At 36.1% G+C, this 20,149-nt stretch carries 16 protein-coding genes and 11 tRNA genes; 14 read left to right on the top strand and 13 right to left on the bottom strand.

All coding sequences use genetic code 11. The features are described 5' to 3' along the window. Window positions 1–13 precede the first annotated feature (13 nt). From ileS to KO527_RS17170, 14 genes are all read left to right on the top strand, one after another. Window positions 14–2,839 carry an isoleucine--tRNA ligase gene (ileS, locus tag KO527_RS17235; protein WP_216041514.1) on the top strand — a complete coding sequence of 942 codons (2,826 nt, stop codon included), beginning with the start codon at window positions 14–16 and terminating at the stop codon, window positions 2,837–2,839. 82 nt (window positions 2,840–2,921) lie between these two features. Further along, window positions 2,922–3,437: a signal peptidase II gene (gene lspA, locus KO527_RS17230; protein ID WP_216041513.1), complete on the top strand. Its 516-nt coding sequence runs from the start codon at window positions 2,922–2,924 to the stop codon at window positions 3,435–3,437. Continuing rightward, entirely contained in the window at window positions 3,434–3,892 is a 459-nt protein-coding gene (gene fkpB / locus KO527_RS17225) for an FKBP-type peptidyl-prolyl cis-trans isomerase (RefSeq protein WP_216041540.1), read from the top strand. The genes lspA and fkpB overlap by 4 nt, the downstream gene beginning before the upstream one ends. Further along, the gene (gene ispH / locus KO527_RS17220) at window positions 3,889–4,818 is read left to right on the top strand and encodes a 4-hydroxy-3-methylbut-2-enyl diphosphate reductase (protein WP_216041512.1); all 930 of its coding nucleotides are present in this window, start codon (window positions 3,889–3,891) and stop codon (window positions 4,816–4,818) included. Before fkpB ends, ispH begins: the two co-directional genes overlap by 4 nt. Window positions 4,819–5,028: 210 nt before the next feature. Next, window positions 5,029–5,580 (top strand): type IV pilus modification protein PilV, encoded by a 552-nt coding sequence (pilV, locus tag KO527_RS17215; protein ID WP_216041511.1) that lies wholly within the window; start codon window positions 5,029–5,031, stop codon window positions 5,578–5,580. Beyond that, window positions 5,577–6,584 (top strand): PilW family protein, encoded by a 1,008-nt coding sequence (locus tag KO527_RS17210; RefSeq protein WP_216041510.1) that lies wholly within the window; start codon window positions 5,577–5,579, stop codon window positions 6,582–6,584. Before pilV (KO527_RS17215) ends, KO527_RS17210 begins: the two co-directional genes overlap by 4 nt. After that, window positions 6,578–7,096: a pilus assembly protein PilX gene (locus KO527_RS17205; protein WP_216041509.1), complete on the top strand. Its 519-nt coding sequence runs from the start codon at window positions 6,578–6,580 to the stop codon at window positions 7,094–7,096. Before KO527_RS17210 ends, KO527_RS17205 begins: the two co-directional genes overlap by 7 nt. Before the next feature lie 34 nt (window positions 7,097–7,130). Next, window positions 7,131–10,187 carry a PilC/PilY family type IV pilus protein gene (locus tag KO527_RS26450; protein ID WP_216041508.1) on the top strand — a complete coding sequence of 1,019 codons (3,057 nt, stop codon included), beginning with the start codon at window positions 7,131–7,133 and terminating at the stop codon, window positions 10,185–10,187. Between the two features lie 313 nt (window positions 10,188–10,500). Beyond that, complete coding sequence (pilV, locus tag KO527_RS17195) at window positions 10,501–11,046, top strand: type IV pilus modification protein PilV (RefSeq protein WP_216041507.1); 546 nt, start codon at window positions 10,501–10,503, stop codon at window positions 11,044–11,046. 1 nt (window position 11,047) lies between these two features. After that, complete coding sequence (locus tag KO527_RS17190; protein ID WP_216041506.1) at window positions 11,048–12,046, top strand: PilW family protein; 999 nt, start codon at window positions 11,048–11,050, stop codon at window positions 12,044–12,046. Further along, window positions 12,046–12,549 (top strand): pilus assembly protein PilX, encoded by a 504-nt coding sequence (locus tag KO527_RS17185; RefSeq protein WP_216041505.1) that lies wholly within the window; start codon window positions 12,046–12,048, stop codon window positions 12,547–12,549. Before KO527_RS17190 ends, KO527_RS17185 begins: the two co-directional genes overlap by 1 nt. Window positions 12,550–12,593: 44 nt before the next feature. After that, complete coding sequence (locus KO527_RS17180) at window positions 12,594–16,382, top strand: PilC/PilY family type IV pilus protein (protein WP_216041504.1); 3,789 nt, start codon at window positions 12,594–12,596, stop codon at window positions 16,380–16,382. Between the two features lies 1 nt (window position 16,383). Further along, on the top strand, window positions 16,384–16,791 hold the full coding sequence (locus tag KO527_RS17175; protein ID WP_216041503.1) for a type IV pilin protein: 408 nt from the start codon (window positions 16,384–16,386) through the stop codon (window positions 16,789–16,791). After that, on the top strand, window positions 16,791–17,093 hold the full coding sequence (locus KO527_RS17170; protein WP_216041502.1) for a hypothetical protein: 303 nt from the start codon (window positions 16,791–16,793) through the stop codon (window positions 17,091–17,093). The genes KO527_RS17175 and KO527_RS17170 overlap by 1 nt, the downstream gene beginning before the upstream one ends. Before the next feature lie 2 nt (window positions 17,094–17,095). Here the strand turns inward: KO527_RS17170 and KO527_RS17165 are convergent, their stop codons facing one another. The 13 genes from KO527_RS17165 to KO527_RS17105 all read right to left on the bottom strand — a co-directional run bounded on the left by KO527_RS17165 (window position 17,096) and on the right by KO527_RS17105 (window position 19,685). After that, on the bottom strand, window positions 17,096–17,626 hold the full coding sequence (locus KO527_RS17165; RefSeq protein WP_216041501.1) for a GspH/FimT family pseudopilin: 531 nt from the start codon (window positions 17,624–17,626) through the stop codon (window positions 17,096–17,098). Window positions 17,627–17,690: 64 nt separating this feature from the next. Further along, window positions 17,691–18,239: a GspH/FimT family pseudopilin gene (locus KO527_RS17160; RefSeq protein ID WP_216041500.1), complete on the bottom strand. Its 549-nt coding sequence runs from the start codon at window positions 18,237–18,239 to the stop codon at window positions 17,691–17,693. A 154-nt stretch (window positions 18,240–18,393) separates the two neighbouring features. Then, window positions 18,394–18,478 (bottom strand) — tRNA-Leu (locus tag KO527_RS17155). Between the two features lie 37 nt (window positions 18,479–18,515). Then, window positions 18,516–18,590 (bottom strand) — tRNA-Gln (locus KO527_RS17150). A gap of 43 nt (window positions 18,591–18,633) precedes the next feature. Continuing rightward, a tRNA-Leu gene (locus KO527_RS17145) sits at window positions 18,634–18,718 on the bottom strand. 38 nt (window positions 18,719–18,756) lie between these two features. Then, window positions 18,757–18,831 (bottom strand) — tRNA-Gln (locus KO527_RS17140). A gap of 43 nt (window positions 18,832–18,874) precedes the next feature. Continuing rightward, a tRNA-Leu gene (locus KO527_RS17135) sits at window positions 18,875–18,959 on the bottom strand. A 38-nt stretch (window positions 18,960–18,997) separates the two neighbouring features. Next, window positions 18,998–19,072: transfer RNA gene (locus tag KO527_RS17130), tRNA-Gln, on the bottom strand. Window positions 19,073–19,115: 43 nt separating this feature from the next. Next, window positions 19,116–19,200 (bottom strand) — tRNA-Leu (locus KO527_RS17125). A gap of 57 nt (window positions 19,201–19,257) precedes the next feature. Then, window positions 19,258–19,334, bottom strand: a tRNA-Met gene (locus KO527_RS17120). Window positions 19,335–19,374: 40 nt separating this feature from the next. After that, window positions 19,375–19,449 (bottom strand) — tRNA-Gln (locus tag KO527_RS17115). A 22-nt stretch (window positions 19,450–19,471) separates the two neighbouring features. Further along, a tRNA-Leu gene (locus tag KO527_RS17110) sits at window positions 19,472–19,556 on the bottom strand. 52 nt (window positions 19,557–19,608) lie between these two features. Then, a tRNA-Met gene (locus KO527_RS17105) sits at window positions 19,609–19,685 on the bottom strand. Window positions 19,686–20,149 lie beyond the last annotated feature (464 nt).

Below are 20,149 nucleotides of genomic sequence, written 5' to 3'. Positions count from 1 at the left end.
GAAAGTTAAATAAATGAGCGACTACAAGCATACTCTGAATCTACCACAAACTGCATTCCCAATGCGTGGTAACTTGGCTAATCGTGAGCCGAAAATGCTAAAAGATTGGAACGAAAAAGATCTTTACGGCAAGATCCGTGCTGCTAAAAAAGGTAAAAAACCTTTTATTTTGCATGATGGACCTCCATATGCAAACGGTAATATTCACTTAGGTCATTCAGTAAATAAAATCCTTAAAGATATTATTATTAAAGCAAAGACTTTATCTGACTTTGATGCACCTTACATTCCTGGCTGGGATTGTCATGGTTTACCAATTGAGCTTCAAGTAGAGAAAAAAGTAGGCAAGCCAGGCAAAAAAGTAACGGCAGCACAATTCCGTGAAAAATGTCGTGAATACGCTAAAAAGCAAGTTGAAGGCCAAAAAACAGATTTTATCCGTTTAGGTGTTTTTGGTGATTGGAGTAATCCATATCTAACAATGAACTTTGATTTTGAAGCAAATGCAATCCGTGTTTTAGGGCGCATTATTGATAAAGGTCACTTACATAAAGGTTCAAAACCTGTTCATTGGTGTACAGATTGTGGTTCTGCATTAGCTGAAGCTGAAGTTGAATATCAAGATAAGCAATCACCAGCAATTGATGTAAGCTTTAAGTTTTTAGATGAATCGGCACTTGAAAGTAAATTTAATTTACCTGAAGGTCATAAAGGCGAAGGTCAAGTTGATGTTGTTATTTGGACAACAACACCTTGGACACTTCCTGCTAACCGTGGTGTTGCTTTACATGAAAATATTGAATATAGCTTAGTTCAAGTTGAAACTGAAGAAGGTAAACGTCGCTTTGTTTTAGGTTCTGAACTTGTTAAAGATGCAATGGACCGTTTTGGTTTCGATAAGTACCATGCATTAGGTTACTGTAAAGGTAGCGAGCTTGAGCATTTACAATTACAACACCCGTTTTATGATTTCTCAGTACCAGTTGTATTAGGTGAGCATGTAACAACTGACTCAGGTACAGGTGCTGTTCATACTGCGCCAGGCCATGGTCAAGAAGATTTCATTGTTGGTAAAGAATACGGCCTTGAAATAGCGAATCCTGTAGGGGCTAACGGTGTTTATTTACCGGATACACCTTTATTTGCTGGTCAGCATGTATTTAAAGCAAATGCGAGTGTGATTGAAGTATTAAAAGAAAAAAATACTTTAATGCATCACCAAGCGTTAGAGCATAGCTATCCACATTGTTGGAGGCATAAAACGCCAATTATTTTCCGCGCGACACCACAATGGTTTGTAAGCATGGATCAAGCTAATTTACGTGGCGATACTTTATCTGAAATTGAAAAAACACAATGGATCCCAGCTTGGGGTGAAAACCGTATCTCAAATATGGTAACAGGTCGTCCGGATTGGTGTATTTCTCGCCAACGTACTTGGGGTGTACCAATTGCATTGTTCGTAGATAAAGATACTGGCGCACTTCACCCAGATTCAAAAACTTTAATTGAACAAGTTGCAAAACGTGTTGAAGAAAAAGGCATTCAAGCTTGGTATGACTTAGAAGTAAACGAGTTATTAAACGAAGCTGATAGTGAGCGTTATGTTAAGATCCTTGATACGTTAGATGTATGGTTTGATTCTGGTGTATCTCATGCATGTGTTGTAGATGCACGTGAGGAGCTAACTGGTCCAGCTGATTTATATCTTGAAGGGTCAGATCAACATCGTGGTTGGTTTATGTCTTCAATGATGACATCTGTTGCGATCAATGGTCATGCACCTTACCGTCAAGTATTAACGCATGGTTTTACGGTTGATGAAAAAGGTCACAAAATGTCTAAGTCTTTAGGCAATGTGATTTCTCCACAAGATATCATGAACAAACTTGGTGCTGATATCTTGCGTTTATGGGTTGCATCAACAGATTATACTGCTGAAATGACAGTATCAGATGAAATCTTTAACCGTGCAGCAGATAGGTATCGCCGTATTCGTAATACAAGCCGTTACTTATTATCTAACTTAGCGGGTTTTGATCCTAAGACTGATATGGTTGCATATGATGATTTAGTTGACTTAGATAAGTGGATCTTAGACAGAGCTGCTGTACTACAAGAAGAAATCGTAAATGCGTATGACGAGTACCAAATGTTACTTGTTACACAAAAACTAATGAATTTCTGTACACTAGAGTTAGGTGCTTTCTACTTAGACGTCATTAAAGATCGTCAGTACACAGCTAAAACAGAAGGTATTGCACGTCGTTCTTGTCAAACTGTGTTATTCCACATTGCTGAAGCGATGACACGTTGGATGGCGCCTATTATGAGCTTTACAGCTCAAGAAATTTGGCAAGCACTACCAGGTGAGCGCGAAGAATTTGTATTCACAGGTCAATGGTATGACGGTTTAGTGAAGTCAGACTCTGAGAAGCTAAATGATCATTGGCAAACAATCTTAACAGTACGCGATCAAGTAAATCGTGTATTGGAAGCAGTACGTAAAGAAGAAGTGATTGGTGCGACTTTACAAGCTAATGTTACTATCTCAGCGGATCAAGAGTTGGCTGATAAATTAACTGCGTTAGGTGAAGAACTAAGATTTGTATTATTAGTATCTAAAGTGAATGTTGAAGTTGTATCTTCAAAGCCAGAAGGTGCGGTTGAAACTGAAGTTGAAAACTTATTTATTCAAGTAGAGTCAACTGATGCAACGAAATGTGAGCGCTGTTGGCATTACACTGATGATGTAGGTTCGATTGAAGGACATAGTGATATTTGTGGACGTTGTGTTACCAATATAGATGGTGAAGGCGAAGTTCGTAAATTTGCATAAGCTTACTATTAAAATAATATAACAAGATCAAAGGGCGGATTTATTCGCCCTTTATTATATATAAATAATACAGGAGTATATTTTGTTTAAAGCAAAATCAGGATTAGTTTGGTTATGGTTAACTTTAGTGATGCTAATAGCAGATCAAGTGACTAAAATTATGATTAGTACACAAATGAAGCTATATGAGTCTATAGAGCTTATACCTGTTTTTAAAATTACTTATGTACATAACTACGGCGCAGCATTTAGTTTTTTAACTGATGCGGGTGGTTGGCAGCGTTGGTTTTTTAGTATTATAGCCATAACAATAAGCGGGCTATTAATATGGTGGTTAAAAAAGTTACCAGCGAGCAATAAATTACTCGGTTCAGCTTATGCATTAGTACTAGCAGGTGCGTTAGGAAACTTATACGACAGATTAGCTTATGGTTATGTTGTTGACTTCCTTCATGTATTTTATAAAACATGGAATTTCCCAGTATTTAATATTGCCGATAGTGCAATATGTGTCGGTGCAGGTCTATTGTTAATAGATGCATTTTTGGAAGAGAAAGTTAAATCAGCTAAAGAACAAAAGAAAGAAGGTACACAATAATGCCAGTTTTAATTAATGATAACTCTGAAGTCGTTTTTCACTTTTCAATTAAATTATCAGATGGCTCTGCTGCTGATTCAAGTAAAGTTCATAATAAGCCTGCAAAGTTAGTAATGGGTGATGGTAGCTTAACTGCAAACTTTGAAAAATGTTTATTAGGCCTTAAAGCGGGTGATAATAAGTCATTTGCGCTTGAGCCAGAAGATGCTTTTGGTATGCCAAACCCTGATAATATTTATCATCTTGATCGTACAAAGTTTGGTGCAGAAACACCTGCTCAAGTAGGTGCCATTATCGCATTTACCCAACCTGATGGATCAGAGCTTCCGGGAATTATCCGTGAAGTAGCAGGAGAATCAGTTACTGTTGATTTTAATCACCCATTAAGTGGTCAAAAATTAACGTTTGACGTTGAAATTATTGAAGTTAAAAATTCAGAGGCAACAATCTCATGAAAATCATGCTAGCAAATCCACGAGGATTTTGTGCTGGTGTAGATCGTGCGATCAGCATAGTTGAGCGTGCTTTAGATATTTTTAAAGCGCCTATTTATGTAAGACATGAAGTTGTGCACAATAAATTTGTTGTAAACGGCCTTAAAGAGCGTGGTGCAATTTTTGTTGAAGAGTTAGATCAAATACCTGACGACAGCATTGTTATTTTTAGCGCCCATGGCGTATCTCAAGCTGTACGCAAAGAAGCAAAACGACGTGAGCTTAAAATATTTGATGCGACATGTCCGCTAGTTACTAAAGTGCATATGGAAGTAACACGTGCTAGCCGTAAAGGCATTGAATGTATTTTAATAGGTCATCAAGGTCATATTGAAGTTGAAGGCACTATGGGTCAATACGATAATGCTGATGGCGGTATTTATTTGGTGCAAACAGTTGATGACGTCGCCACTTTAGAGGTTAAAAATCCTGATAACTTAATGTATTGTAGCCAAACGACTTTATCTGTAGATGATACAGCTGATGTTATCAATACACTCAGAGACAAGTTTCCGAATATTGATGGTCCACGAAAAGATGATATTTGTTACGCTACACAAAATCGTCAAGATGCAGTGCGCGATTTAGCTGCAAAGGTTGATGTATTATTAGTGGTTGGTGCAAAAAATAGTTCAAACTCTAATCGATTAAGAGAAGTATCAGATAAATTAGGCACGCCAGCTTATTTGATTGATGATGCTGATTCTATGGAGCAAAGTTGGCTTGAAAAAGCGAACACTGTTGGAGTAACAGCTGGTGCATCTGCACCTGATATTTTAGTTCAGCAAGTTATTGCACAATTAAAACAATGGGGTGGTGATGAAGTGATACAAAACCCTGGAGTGATCGAAAATACAGTGTTTGCTGTACCAATTGAATTAAGATAAATCCATTAATATAAATAAGAGCTCGTTCTGAGCTCTTATCTTCTTAAGTAAAAACTCTATTTCACATTTATTAACATGATACAAACTTTGATAACAACTTGTCCCTAGAGACAATATATGTTAAAAATCACACAATTAAATAAATACTTTCCTATTTAGTCAAAAATTTAATACTAAAGTACCGAATAATAATAAGAAGAAGGGCAATTGATGACGCCATCTAAAAATAAAGGTTTCACCTTATTAGAAACTTTAATTGCATTTGTTGTACTCACAGTGGGTTTATTAGGCGCTGTAGCACTGCAAGCACAAGCTAAACAAGCAAGTTATGATTCTCTGCAACGTGCTGCTGCTTTAAACTTAGCGAATGACGTTATTGGCCGAATAGCGGCAAATGATACCGCTGCGGCTATGGCACTTTATAATACTGAGATTCATTTTGCTACGCCTGAAGATATTAATAATTCAACGGCGTGTTTGAACTCCCCATGTACAGATATTGCACTTGCAAATTTTGATATCCAACAGTGGCTCAGAGCAATTAAAGCCAATGAAGGAACTGGTACTTTATCTCGAGCCTCTATTTGTATCACACCTACTATTGACCAAGATCAAGTTAATTTAAATGTCACTATTTCCTGGGTTGGCAGGCAAAATGTCAAACAATCCACAGCTAATACAAAAATTACTTGTGGTTCTGATGAATCTAACCGCAAGATAGTATCAATTAATAGTTTTATTTTTATGAGACCAGTATCATGAGAAATAAAGGTTTTACATTAATTGAAATGATGATCTCTTTAGTTGTGGGCGCTTTTGTTTTAGCTGGTGTGATGTTTACTTACTTAAGTATGAAAACAACTACCAAAGCTACGTTGGAAATAGGTGAACTACAAGAAACAGGCCGATTAGCGATGGATATTTTAAGCAAAGATATTGGACGGGCTGGATTTTGGGGAACTTACGGTCACGAAACACTGATTTATGAGACTTTAACAAAGTTTGGTGCGCCTCCAACCCCACCAAGTGTCGATTGCGCTGAAGGTGAAAATAATAGTAGCTTCCCTGTTATTTCAACATCAAATTTTAGGTATATATATGGAAAAGTTGCTGAAAACAGTGATGAATTAATATGTATTACGACTGCTATGCCGGGAACAGATCTAATTCAGGTGAAAGGAGTCTTCGGAAATAACTTTAAAGGTCAAATAACTAATAGTGCGAATTATTATTTAATTACAACTCCTGGAGAGGGACAAATACTGCCTGGAACGGACGATATAATAGATTTACCGCATGATAATGCAACAATCTGGCAATATGACCATCATATGTATTATATCTCAGAAAATCAAAACCAGATTATAAACGGCAAATCGACAATGGTGCCAACATTAATGAGAAAACGATTATCAACTTTAAATAATGGCAGTTTTATAGATGATGTCATTATGGAAGGCATAGAAGATATGCGATTAATTTATGGTGTTGATTCATCAGGGGATCATAGGGTTGATACATATAGGACAACTGAGCAAATGCGAGCTACTGATTGGGAACAATCGACAGCTAAAATAATATCTGTGCAAATATTTTTATTAGTGAGATCTCTAGAACAAGACTTTACAACTCCTGCAGTCCCACGAACATTTACCCTAGGTGGCAATGGTGCAACTGTAAGAACTTTAAATTTCGATGATCAGTTTAAGCGTTCACTTTTTGTTTCTACTATAAAAATAAATAATGGGGGAATCGAAAAATGGTAACTCACAAAATGCACTTTAACCGACAACAGCAGACAGGCGTTGTTTTGATTACGGCTTTAGTAATGATTTTTGCAGTCACAGGCATTGCAGTAACACTTATGAGTTCAAGTACAACCGACCTTAAAGTGGTAAGTGGTTCACAAGATAAGGAAATAGCATCAAATTTGGTAAAAGGGGATTCTCAAAGGTCGATCGGGAAGCAAAAGTTAACAGGCATAGATAGTAAATTTTTTCTCCTTAAAGGGCAGTTTGATGACCAAGATGATAATAACTTTGATATTACAGCAGAGAACTCTGAATCAACAGTATTATTGTTTAATGAAAACAATGGCCCAGATTTATTAGCGTGTGAGAGAAGATATGCTGCAACACCTGGATTGAAATGTAATTACTTAAGAATGGAAACAAAATTACATTATGGTAATAAAGATTCTAATGGGTATGGCAAACATAAGATTGAAATTCATAATGGCATAGTGCAAGCACTAGGCACCTCAGGTAAGTCTTTATAAAAAACTGAAATGGGCTAAAGATAAAGGAAGTACAGTGTTCAAAAAAATAATAACAGTGGCACAATCAGCAGCTTGTATCTCTTTAGCTGCATTTTCTGTAAACCTATATGCAGAAGATATAGAAATATATGTAAATGATAGAGTTCATAATCTTAATGAGAAACCAAGAGCATTAATTATCTTTGATTCATCAGGTAGTATGGATAGTAAGATCACATATCCTGGTGAGTGTAAGAATGGTTATTATTGGTATGACGGCAAACAATATTATGGTGGTCATTGCAAAGAAAAAAAGATGGTTATTGCTAAAAATGCAATAAAATCTCTAATTAATGATCCGGCTAATAATGATATTGATTTTGGTTTGATGCGGTTTTACTCGGATGAAGGTGGCTATGTTATTTCAGGTTTAGGTTCAGATCAAAGTGTTTTAACTAGTGCGATAGATAATAAAATTGACGCAGGTGGAACGACACCTTTATCAGAAACTTTATGGGAAGCATATTTATATTTATCTGGTCAGAAAATAGAATTTGCTGAAGATGTAGATGAAAGAGATAAAACAATAGAGCAATCAGAAAAATATATTTCACCATTTGAAGATGGCGCAACAGATCTTAGGTGTGATAATAGCGTTAATATAATTTTAATGACAGATGGAGCCCCTACATATGATAATAGTAAAGATACTGATATTTATAATTTAGCATCGTCAGGCACATCTAATTATCTCGATGATCTTGCTGCCTATATGAATAAAGACACCACCGATTTATTTCCAGGAACTCCATTAATTAGAGACTTCGCTAAAACTCATACGATAGGCTTTGGTGGTAGCATGCCTAGTAGTGCTCAAACTTTACTAACTAATACAGCGACATTAGGAGGTGGAGGAGCATATTCTGCGAATTCTTCTAGTGAGTTAACAGCTTCTCTTAATCAAATATTCAGTGCAATAAAGGCAAGCAACACAAGTTTTACAGCCCCTTCAGTTGCAAGTAATAATTCTAATAAAGTTCAAAGTGGCGAGTATGTCTATTACGCAATGTTTTATCCAAGTACAACAACTCGTTGGCATGGAAACCTAAAAAAATTCAAAGTGGATGGGGATAATATTCTTGATTCTACAGGTGCCGTTGCTGTTGTTGATGGTGAAATTGTAGATACCGCGAAAAGTTATTGGTTAGGTGCTAATAGTGCTGATGGCAATGATGTTAAAAAAGGCGGAGCTAATTTACAGTTAACAAACCAATCTACGCGTAAGATTTATACCGATATTCATGGTGGCGATGGCTTGATGAGTTTTTTTAATAAATCAACTGCTTTGGGTATGGCTGGTATAGATAACGACAATGATAAACTTGCAGCTTTTATGGGCACAACTTCAGGACAATTAGATAACTTATTTTCTTGGTCTCAGGGGATTGATGTAGATGATGATAATGGTGATGGTTCAACATCAGATAAACGCCAAGATATTATGGGTGACCCATTACATTCTAAACCGATTGCAATAGATTATGGTAATGATGATATTCGCTTAATCTTAGGTACAAATGCTGGGTTTGTTCATATGTTTCAAGATAATACTGACTTAACTAATGGCATTAAAGAAAGTTGGGCATTTATACCCACAGAGCTTTATCCAAACTTAAATAAATTAAAACAAAATCAAGCAGGTAAAGTATATGGTATGGATGCACCAGTTGCTGTTTTTTTTGATGATGCTAATAACGATGGGGTAGTAGATACAACCGATGATACAGTATTAGCTTTTTTTGGTATGAGAAGAGGAGGGAAATCTTACTATGCTTTAGATATAACAAATCCTAATTCTCCCAAACTAATTTGGACAATTAAATCTGGAGTTTCAGAGCTCGGAGATTATTCGGAATTAGGGCAAACTTGGTCTAAGCCTCATATTGGATACATTAATTTATCTGGACATAATAATGAAGATCCAGTACTAATTTTTGGTGCGGGTTACGATCCACAAAAAGATGAAAATAAATCAACAGATACACAAGGCAGAGGAATTTATATTGTTGATGCTAAATCAGGAAAATTACTTTGGAGTATGACCCCCTCAATTACCGAAAGTAAAAATACACACTATGCAGGCCTAGATAGTATTCCAAGTAATATTAGCATTCTAGATTCAGATTATGATGGATTAATTGATAGGCTTTATGTTGGTGATACAGGTGGCAAAGTGTGGCGAATTGATATGCCAGGAGATGAACCTAATTCTTCCGAAACACCTTGGAAAGGGACCCTTTTATCTAATTTTAGCACTACCAATCAGAAGTTTTTCTATCAGCCTGAAATTGCTCGAACGTATTTTAGTAAGGTAACCGCAACTACTATAGATTCAAAAACCGTCATAACAAGAAAACAAACGCCTTATGAGGCAATATTAATAGGTTCAGGTGATCGCGCTAATCCAGTATCTGATACCACAACGTCAGATTATCTATATATGATAAGAGATGAAAATACGCTTACACAATATTTTAGTGAATCTCCTAATGAGGTGCCAGAACCTATTAAACTTAGTGATTTAATGCCGATAACAGGCGACCCATTTACAGCAACATTAAGCGATGAAGAAGGTTTCAGGTCTTTAGAACTAGAGTTATCAACTAAATTTAATGGGTGGGCATATGCGCTTGATTCAGGTGAAAAAGCATTAGCAAAACCAGTCGTTGCTGGTGGTGTCGCATATTTCTCGACCTTTACAGCTGGAAGTGATTCAGACAATCAGTGTTCTGTTACTGGTGGATTGGGATCGTTATATTCATTTCATTTATTATATGGAAGTACTGCAGCAATAAACAAAATGTCAATAGGAGAAAGTATTCCTGATTCACCGCCAATTTATTTTTCTGTGGAAGATAATGAGGTTAAAATTTCATTGCTTTGTCCAGGCTGTAGCGATGGAGTTATTCCAGAATTACAACCAGTTTTAGAGAATTCAGTACCAATTGATACTGACGGTGATGGGAAAATCAATTTAATTTCAACTTCGCGTTTACAATTAGAGACATCTCGTTCTTATATTTATAGGCTGCAAACTCCATCTAAAAACTAAATAATTTAGGTAATCTTAATAAATGTTAAAGCTAGTCTTAACAAATAATATGACTAGCTTTAACATCCTTTATTAGCAATTTGTGCAAATTAATTTATTTTTAGAATTTTTAAGACTAAAAACCTCATACTTTTTTATCGTTTATTATTTATTCACTTCTCAAATTGTATTTTTTCTAACCTTTGTGTCTATACTTTAAAAATGGAGTTGTGGATAAGCATGAAGGTTGATTAATGCAAGCTCATTTTTGTTCATTTTTTATTTCAAATTTAATGGTTTTAAAAGGTCATCATAGTTGAAAAAAGGTGCTTTAGTGAACAATTCAAAAAGTAGAGGTTTTACACTTCTAGAGACGCTTATTGCCTTTGTTGTACTAACAGTAGGATTATTGGGTGCTGTTGCACTTCAAGCTAAAGCAAAACAAGCGACATATGACTCACTACAAAGAGCTGCAGCCTTATCTTTAAGTAAAGATATAATTCAACGGATCAGCATTAACGATGATGTAAATATTGTAGCACTCTACAATAAAAATTTTTCCTCAAGTGACCCTGCAGCTACAAGCCTACCAAATTGTATCAACGTTGTTTGTACAGCAGCACAAATGTCAGAATATGATCTTGAAGAGTGGAAAAAACAAATAAAAGCGAAAGAAAATACAGGTATTTTAGCTAATGCTTCAGTATGTATAACGTTAACAGAAATGATTGTAGGGGAAGTAGATGTAGAGGTGATCGTGAGTTGGGAAGGCCGCCAAAAAATAAAACAAACAGCTGCCAATGAAGCATTTGAATGTGGTAGTACAGCTGAAACAAGAAAAATCGTTGTAGTTAACAGTTTTGTATCGGTAAGGAGCTAATATGCGACAAAGAGGCTTTACCTTGATTGAAACTATGATTTCATTAGTTGTGAGTGCATTTATTTTAGCGGGAGTCATGTTTACTTATCTAAGCATGAAAGTAACAACTAAAGCTACGTTAGATATCGGTGAGTTACAAGAGTCTGCCCGATTAGCTATGGATATATTAAGTCAAGATATCCAACAGGCGGGTTTTTGGGGAACTTATTATGGCTCTACTTTAGACAGTGTAAATATCACAATACCAGCTGCCCCAGCAGCTGATTGTAGCGAAGGGGATAACAACGCAAGCTTTCCAAATAATCCAACTAGTAATTTTAGATACCTTTACGGTATTGAAGCAACATCAACTTCAGCCCTTGGTTGTATTACTAATGCTGTAACAAATAGTGATGTAATACAAATAAAAAGGTTAGAAGGAAATAGTATAGGGAATACAGCGACATCATCAAATCGATATTATTTATTGGTGGACCAAAATAGTGGCACTTTATTTTCAGGTACAGGTGCAGCTGTAGCATTACCTCAATTGAATTCAACAATCTGGCCTTATAACCATCATGTTTATTATATTTCTAATCAAACTTACAATTCAGGTTCAAAATCTATCACAGTACCAACACTTATGCGAAAACGCTTAACAGTTACCTCAGGAATGGCAACTGAAACAATAATGGAGGGGGTAGAGAATATGCGCTTCATTTATGGGTTAGATTCAGATGGCGATAATAAAGTAGATAGCTATAAAACATCAGTTCAAATGGCAGGCTCAGACTGGGAGCAATCGCTTGTAAAGGTTTTATCGGTGCAAATATTCTTATTAGTAAGGTCATTTGAAGAAGACTCTAGCTCTCAAGCCGTTTCTAAGGAGTTTACACTCGGTGGTACATTAGATGCTGATAAAAGAAAATTATCCTTTAATGATCAATACCGTAGAGTACTTATGGTATCAACTGTAAAGATAAATAATGCGGGCCAAAATAAATGGGATGAAAGTTAATGAATATTATTACTTCAAAACAAAAAGGGGTCGTACTTATAACTTCTCTTGTAATGATAATTGCAGTAACTGGTATAGCGGTTACTTTATTAAGCTCTAGCAGTATAGATCTTAAAATGATGACTGCAGCACAGGAAAGCGAAGTTGCGATAGCAAGAGTGAAAGCAGATTCAGAGTTAACCTTAGTCCAAGAGAAAAAAGCAGCAGCGGATGAAAACCGTTTGTTATTTGAACCTGGTAAGTTTCCTGCAGATTTAGCTACGGGACTTGATGTTACACCTGCAGGCGCTTCTTCTTCGGTTACTATTTACAATAGCAATCAAGGTCCCTCTTTACTCGATTGTCCAATAATAGTGAACCCAACACCGGGTATAAAGTGCAATATGTTAAGAATTGAGGCAACTTTGAACTACGGGAAATTAGATTCTAATAGTAAAGGTAAACATAGTATCAGCGTTAATAGTGGTATCGCGCAAGAAATGGGTGCAAGTGTTTCATCTTAACGTTTTGTAAATTTTAATAATGTAAATTACTCAAGGAGATTGCTATGAAGTGGGGTCGTTGTTTAATACTTGTTGTGGCTCTGTTGTTAGCACAAATATCGTATAGTGAAGACATAGAGTTATATGTAGGTGACACAAAAATTCAATCTGGTAGTAAGCCACAAGTTTTAGTCATTTTTGATAATTCTGGCAGTATGGGAAATAAAGTTGAAACTGTTGAGGCATATCAACCATGCTCTAGTGGAAGTTATGAAACAAATGATTGTGTTGATAACATTTATCCTGTTGTTTCGAATTTTGATAATTCATTAAATGAAGATTTTGTTTATTTTACAATAGGAGCAGGTGTAGATAATGAAACTCCCCGTACAGATAAAAATAGTGATACAAAAAGGTTCAACTCACCTGTAAATGGCTGTGATGCTGCGCGCGTGTCACTTGCAAAATATGGTATTTATACAGGTTTTATACGAGAACATAAATATAAAGGAAATACGGGGTCATGGATCCCTTTACAGGAAAATAGTGGTGCAAATACGATTTCTTCTTTAGATTGTTTAGATGATCTCGTTGATAAAAACGGAACTAACACAGATCTTACAATTAAAATTGGTGGTAAAACATTAACTTCAGCAAGTGATACTGAATTGCAAGGTTTACCGATTGATGGCGCTACTAAAAGTAAAAATGATTTTTATAATGGTTTATTAGATTCCTCAGGTGTTTCAGATAATGATACAGATTATAAAAATGCTCTAGCAACATTTACGGGTGGTAAAGTAGTAACGCTTTATCACCCTAATTATTTACGTTGGTATCATGCTGTAAATAAGCCTGTAGTAGATTCTACAAGGTTGGAAGTTGCAAAAAATGCGATGACAACATTGATATCGACAATGCCAATTGTTGACTTTGGTTTAATGATATTTAACTTAGACCACTATGGAGAAAATGTAAGAGATGGAGGCCGCATAATTTCTGCCTTTGGGGAAACTCGCGCTGATATCGTTAGCTCTATAGATAGTATAGAAGCGGAAACAAATACCCCATTATGTGAAACTTTATATGAGGCTTTTAGGTTTTTTTCTGGTGACAGTGTTCTATATGGAGATGATGATACTAATTGCAGTGATAAAGATTGTGGTTTCAAGTATACAGGTAATACACCTCCATATGATACGAGTATCATTTCTGGTAGTACGTATACTTCTCCTTTCAAAGAAGGTTGTGCTAGTAAAGCATATGTAATTTTAATCACTGATGGTGTTCCAACAGTTGATTTAGCCTCTAATGATGAAATTCAAACTTTAATCAAAACACAAGTTCAGCCTGATGTGACTCCTGGAAATGAAGTTATTACGACAGATTCACCATACTCTGATGCAAATATTGGAGAAAACTATTTACCAGTACTTGCACACTGGATGAATAATAATGATTTAAACTCTACTGTAGATGGAACTCAAAGTGTCAGCTTATATACAATTGGTTTTAGTGAAGGCGCAGCAAATGCTGCATCATTATTGGAGCAAGCTGCATTGAAAGGAGGGGGGAGCTATTTGCCAGCTTCTGATTCTGTTGCGTTATTAGCAGGATTACAGCAGCAACTTGGTGAAATATTACAAGAAAATACGACATTTACATCCCCTTCAGTAGCCAGTAATAACTTTGATAGAACTAGAAGTTTAAACTCTGTTTATTATGCTATGTTTTTACCTGAGGAAGGAGCCCGTTGGGCGGGAAATTTAAAAAAATTAGAAGTGAATGGTGATGAGATCGTAGATAAAGATAAAAACTCAGCAATAGATAATGAAGGAAATATAAGAGATAAAGCCAGCACTTTTTGGCTAAAATCGACTGATAATGATGGTAAACCCGATGGCAATGAAGTAAGAGCTGGTGGCGCTAATGCGAGGCTATCTGAGCAAACAGTTAGGAATATTTATACAGATATAGGCTCAGGCTCTCCTATGGCTACATTTAGTAAAACAAATGCTTTAACACAAGTAGCAGATTCTGCAGCACTAGCATCATATATGAATACTACAGAAGATGAATTGGATAATTTATTTTCTTGGTCTAAGGGGATCGATATAGATGATGAAGATATTGATGAGAGTACGACAGATATTCGAGCTGATATTATGGGCGATCCGCTGCATTCAAAACCAATAGCAATAACTTATGCCGAAAAAGGAAGCGACTCTTATGTATTAATGGGGACGAATGCAGGGGCTATTCATTTATTTAGAGATTCAGGTGATTCATTAACTGAAGAGTGGAGTTTTATTCCTTATGAATTGTACCCAAATTTAGCCGCTTTGAGGGATAATACACCAGGAGAAAAAGTCTATGGCATGGATGGCTCTCCGATGGTGTATTTCAACGATAAAAATGATGATGGTATCGTTGATAGCGGAGAAACTGTATGGGCGTTTATTGGTATGAGAAGAGGAGGGCAGTCTTATTATGCTCTAGATATTACTACACCAGATAAACCATCATTGCTATGGTCAAAGCCGTTAATGCCAGCAGATACTGGAATGTCTGAATTAGGACAAACTTGGTCACGACCAAAAATAGCTTTTATTGATATTAACGGTTATAAAAATAGACCTTTATTAGTTTTTGGTGGCGGTTACGATACCAACAAGGATGCAACTATCAAATCTAATGATGGTATGGGGCGGGGTATCTTTATTGTTGATGCTGAAACAAAAGCTTTAGTTTGGAGTATAACGCCTGGTGGTAAAACAGGTGTTAATACTGAGTTTAAAAGTGCAACAGGGGATGTAATATTAGATAGTATACCAAGTGATATAGATATTATAGACTCGGATTTTGATGGCAATATTGATAGATTATATGCATCTGATAGTGGGGGCAATGTTTGGCGTGTAGATATGCCCGGCAGTGATCCCTTTAGTGCAGATACACCTTGGACTGTAATTAAGTTAGCAACGCTGGGTGGGAGTACAGATCCAGATAATAGAATGTTTTTTTATGAACCAGAAGTTGCAAGAACTTTTTATAGTAAATTGACTGAATCAAGCGTTACAGATGCTGAGGGAGTTGAAACTGTAACTCTGACTCGAAAAGATACACCATATGAAGCTGTTTTAGTAGGCAGTGGTAATAGAACTCACCCGACTTTTAGAACTACAAATGATTATTTATTCATGATCAGAGATGAGAATACAATAACAAAATCATTTAATAAAGTTGCTGATGTACCCGATGTGATAACAATTACTGATTTGATGGATATCACCAATGATCCATTTTCAGGTGTATTAGATGATGAAACTGGTTTTAGAGAGTTAGAAGTCGACTTAGCACAATTTAATGGCTGGAGATATGGTTTAAGTACGGCTGAGAAATCGCTTTCAGAAGCCACGGTTGTTGGTGGCATTGCATATTTTACAAGTTTTACGCCATCAGAAAATAATGATTTAGAGCAATGTATATTGGATGGAGGCGGCGGTTTGTTATATGCGTTCCATTTACATTATGGTGCTAAAATATATGACTCTTTAACATTAGATGTTGGTAACCGAGTACCCGATAGTCCGCAACTATTTTTTGGAGAAAATGACGACGGCGAAAGTCAGTTCTTATTTATTGGCGTGGGTTCGGGTGAAGATAAAACGGGTGGCAGTGATCCCTATTCATCAGGTGTCGTTAAATTAATTAGCGCAAGTGATGACTCCGTGCCTAAACCTTGTAGTGATGGTAAGATATCTTTAACAGGGTGTGGAGATGGTACAAATTTCCTCGGCTTTACAACACATAGAACTTACATATATAAAAAAGAAACAGGTTCAGGAAATTAAAATGAAAAAAAATGGTTTTACATTAATAGAAGTGATGATCACGGTTGCGATTGTAGGCATATTAGCAGCAGTTGCATATCCTAGCTATACAGAACATGTTAAAAAGTCAGCTAGGGCTGAAGCAATAACTGCTTTAGTTGATGCTGCTAATAAACAAGAACAGTTTTTTGTAGATAACCATGATTATACAGCTGTTTTAGCTAATTTAGGTTTAAATACCACTACTGAAACTGGGTTATATACATTAACAATAGTGGCTGTGGCTAATTCTAGAGAGTTTACAATAACTGCTACACCTGCCAGCGGTGTGCCGTTAACTGATTCATATTGTACTACTTTAGTGATTAATGAGCTTTCTACAAAAACATCTACAGGTTCAGGCACCTCGAAAGAGTGTTGGGGAAGGTAATGAAAAAAAATACTATATTATTTTTAATATTTGGAATGTATACAAGTTTTAGTATAAATGCTAAGTCACAATTGTTTGAATATAAATGTCATGTTTTAGTTACAGGAAAAATAGAAGCCGTTATTGATGTAACGACTAAAAAAAACAGTAATATTTTTGCTGAAAAACAGGCCTTTAAACAAGGTCATAAATATCCACAGCAAGGCAAGAAGTCAATTACTAAGGTTTTTCAATGTATAACTTCAAATGTAGAATTTTCAAGTGCATCTGTACGTGAGTTAGATAAAAGTACACTGAGATAGCTTTAGCAATTATCAGTATTGCGTACCCTAATGCGTCCAGCTTGGCTTACTGTAATACGTTTACCTTCTAAATTAAGACTTACAGGAAGGCAGTATATAAAACTGCCTGATTGAAATCCATCAAGACTGCCATCTGCTCTATAAGTTACTGCAACTCGTGGATAATTCAGAGAGTGGTTGTCATTAACTTCCTCTAAAACTTTTAATATATAATCTTCCCCATCTAATTCTTGATTTGAATTAAAATCTACAAAAATAAACAACTCTTTATGCCACTCTTTTGTGCAGATACCTGATATTAATGGGCACAAAGTAACATTTGTAGTCTTTTTAATGGCAAAAATTCGCGTGAATACTAAATTAGCTTTAAGTAATGATAGAAAATTATCTCTTTCATTTTCTGCTACTAGTTTTGAATATGAAGGACTAGTTATGGCTAATAAAATACCTACGATACAACAGGCAGTCATTAACTCGATAAGTGAAAATCCATTGTTATGGTATTTTAAATAATGTTGATTTATAAACTTCATCCTTGAAGCCTAAGTTTGTTCCTGTTATTACTACTTTAGAATATAAATCATAAATGTAAAGGATTTATGTACAAGTGATTGAACTATCATGACCTGTATTTCTGACTCGCCCAGAAGCACTTAAATTTAAGGTTATACTTTGATCGTTATCACCATTAGGGCAAAATGTTAGATTGCCTAACTGGCCAGTCGGGATCCTGCCTTGGCCATCAAAACTTACAGCTGAACTTAAAGCACTGTGAACAAATAAATCATTAGCATTGCTGTCAGTGATAATATCCATACTTCTGAGCATGATATCGCTAGCAGGATCAAATGTTAGATTAGCGTTGATATCAACAAACACTGCTATATTTAAACTATTCCATGTATTAACACAAGCTGAGGTCGCAGTAACTGAAGCGAGAGGGCAAACAACAACAGATTCATCATTTACTGTCGCCTGTGCTCTAGCGTACATGAAATTTCGTTTCAGCTCAAAAGTGAAACCTTCTGCTCGATCATCTTCTAATAGACTGGACATGCTGGGCAAGGCTATTGCGGCTAGTATTCCTACTATTGCGATGGTGACCATTAATTCTAATAGTGTAAAGCCTGATTTTTTGGACTGCATTGGTAAACCTTAAATCTTACTTTTATTTATATAAGTAAGTATAACGGTTTGTTGATTAATTCTATATATTTGATTGTTATTAAAAAGTAATTTAAATATGAGATGAATATAAAGGGATTTTAAGGTTAACTATTGAATGGGATTTATTAATAAATGGTGCGGAAAGAGAGACTTGAACTCTCACATCTTGCGATACTGGAACCTAAATCCAGCGCGTCTACCAATTCCGCCACTTCCGCATACTTATTTTCGTCACATTCTTACTGGTAGAAAGAATGGCTGGGATACCAGGATTTGAACCTGGGAATGCCGAGATCAAAACCCGGTGCCTTACCGCTTGGCGATATCCCAACAAATAACTTTTTTGTTGATTGTTTTAATTCAAATCAAAGAATGGTGCGGAAAGAGAGACTTGAACTCTCACATCTTGCGATACTGGAACCTAAATCCAGCGCGTCTACCAATTCCGCCACTTCCGCATACTTATTTTTCGTTACATTCTTACTGGTAGAAAGAATGGCTGGGATACCAGGATTTGAACCTGGGAATGCCGAGATCAAAACCCGGTGCCTTACCGCTTGGCGATATCCCAACAAATAACTTTGTTGTTGATTGTTTTAATTCAAATCAAAGAATGGTGCGGAAAGAGAGACTTGAACTCTCACATCTTGCGATACTGGAACCTAAATCCAGCGCGTCTACCAATTCCGCCACTTCCGCATACTTATTTTTCGTTGCATTCTTACTGGTAGAAAGAATGGCTGGGATACCAGGATTTGAACCTGGGAATGCCGAGATCAAAACCCGGTGCCTTACCGCTTGGCGATATCCCAACAAATAACTTTGTTGCTGATTTTTTTAATTCAAATCAAAGAATGGTGCGGAAAGAGAGACTTGAACTCTCACATCTTGCGATACTGGAACCTAAATCCAGCGCGTCTACCAATTCCGCCACTTCCGCATTCAATATCATATATTGAGGTAGTAATAGATTTTAAGTTTCTATTAAACTTTAAAATGGTGGCTACTACGGGATTTGAACCTGTGACCCCATCATTATGAGTGATGTGCTCTAACCAGCTGAGCTAAGTAGCCAAATTTTATTTTTTGATTATCGTTCACTTTAATTAAAAAGTGGCTGGGATACCAGGATTTGAACCTGGGAATGCCGAGATCAAAACCCGGTGCCTTACCGCTTGGCGATATCCCAACAATAATCTATTAAAACTAAATGGTGCGGAAAGAGAGACTTGAACTCTCACATCTTGCGATACTGGAACCTAAATCCAGCGCGTCTACCAATTCCGCCACTTCCGCGACACCAGTTTCATAAATGAAACTTATAGTTTTATGCATGCAAAGTTAGTAATGGTGGCTACTACGGGATTTGAACCTGTGACCCCATCATTATGAGTGATGTGCTCTAACCAGCTGAGCTAAGTAGCCATTGCTTAACCATCTCTGCGGTGCGGGGCGTATTATGCGGATAACCCTCAATTGCGTCAACACCTTTTTTTAAAAAAAGTACCATGATCGGATCGTTTGCAGGAAATTTAAACTAACTGATTAAAAAAGAATACATAATAGAATGATTTATGGCTATTTAGAGAAATTTAAATGTGTGTAATATTATTCTATGTTATGTTTTTTAAGATTGTTAAAGGATATAGCCTTTAAAATACCTAAAATAGAACACAAAAATATGAATTTAATATGACTATTACTTTCTGGTTCAACATTGGGTGTAAATTAACGGTATAAATAAAGCACATTTATAATAATTAATGTGTAGCAATGCGTACTTACTAGGATGTTATAAATGTAAAAAAGAACTAAAAAATCTGTATAAGGGAATTTGAACAGTCCCATTCGCTCATAATTACGCAGACGATATATTTAATATAAAGCAT

The organism is Pseudoalteromonas sp. C2R02 (assembly GCF_018860845.1).
In the GTDB taxonomy this organism is placed as follows: Bacteria; Pseudomonadota; Gammaproteobacteria; order Enterobacterales; family Alteromonadaceae; genus Pseudoalteromonas.
This window is presented reverse-complemented; position numbering and strand designations above follow the sequence as displayed.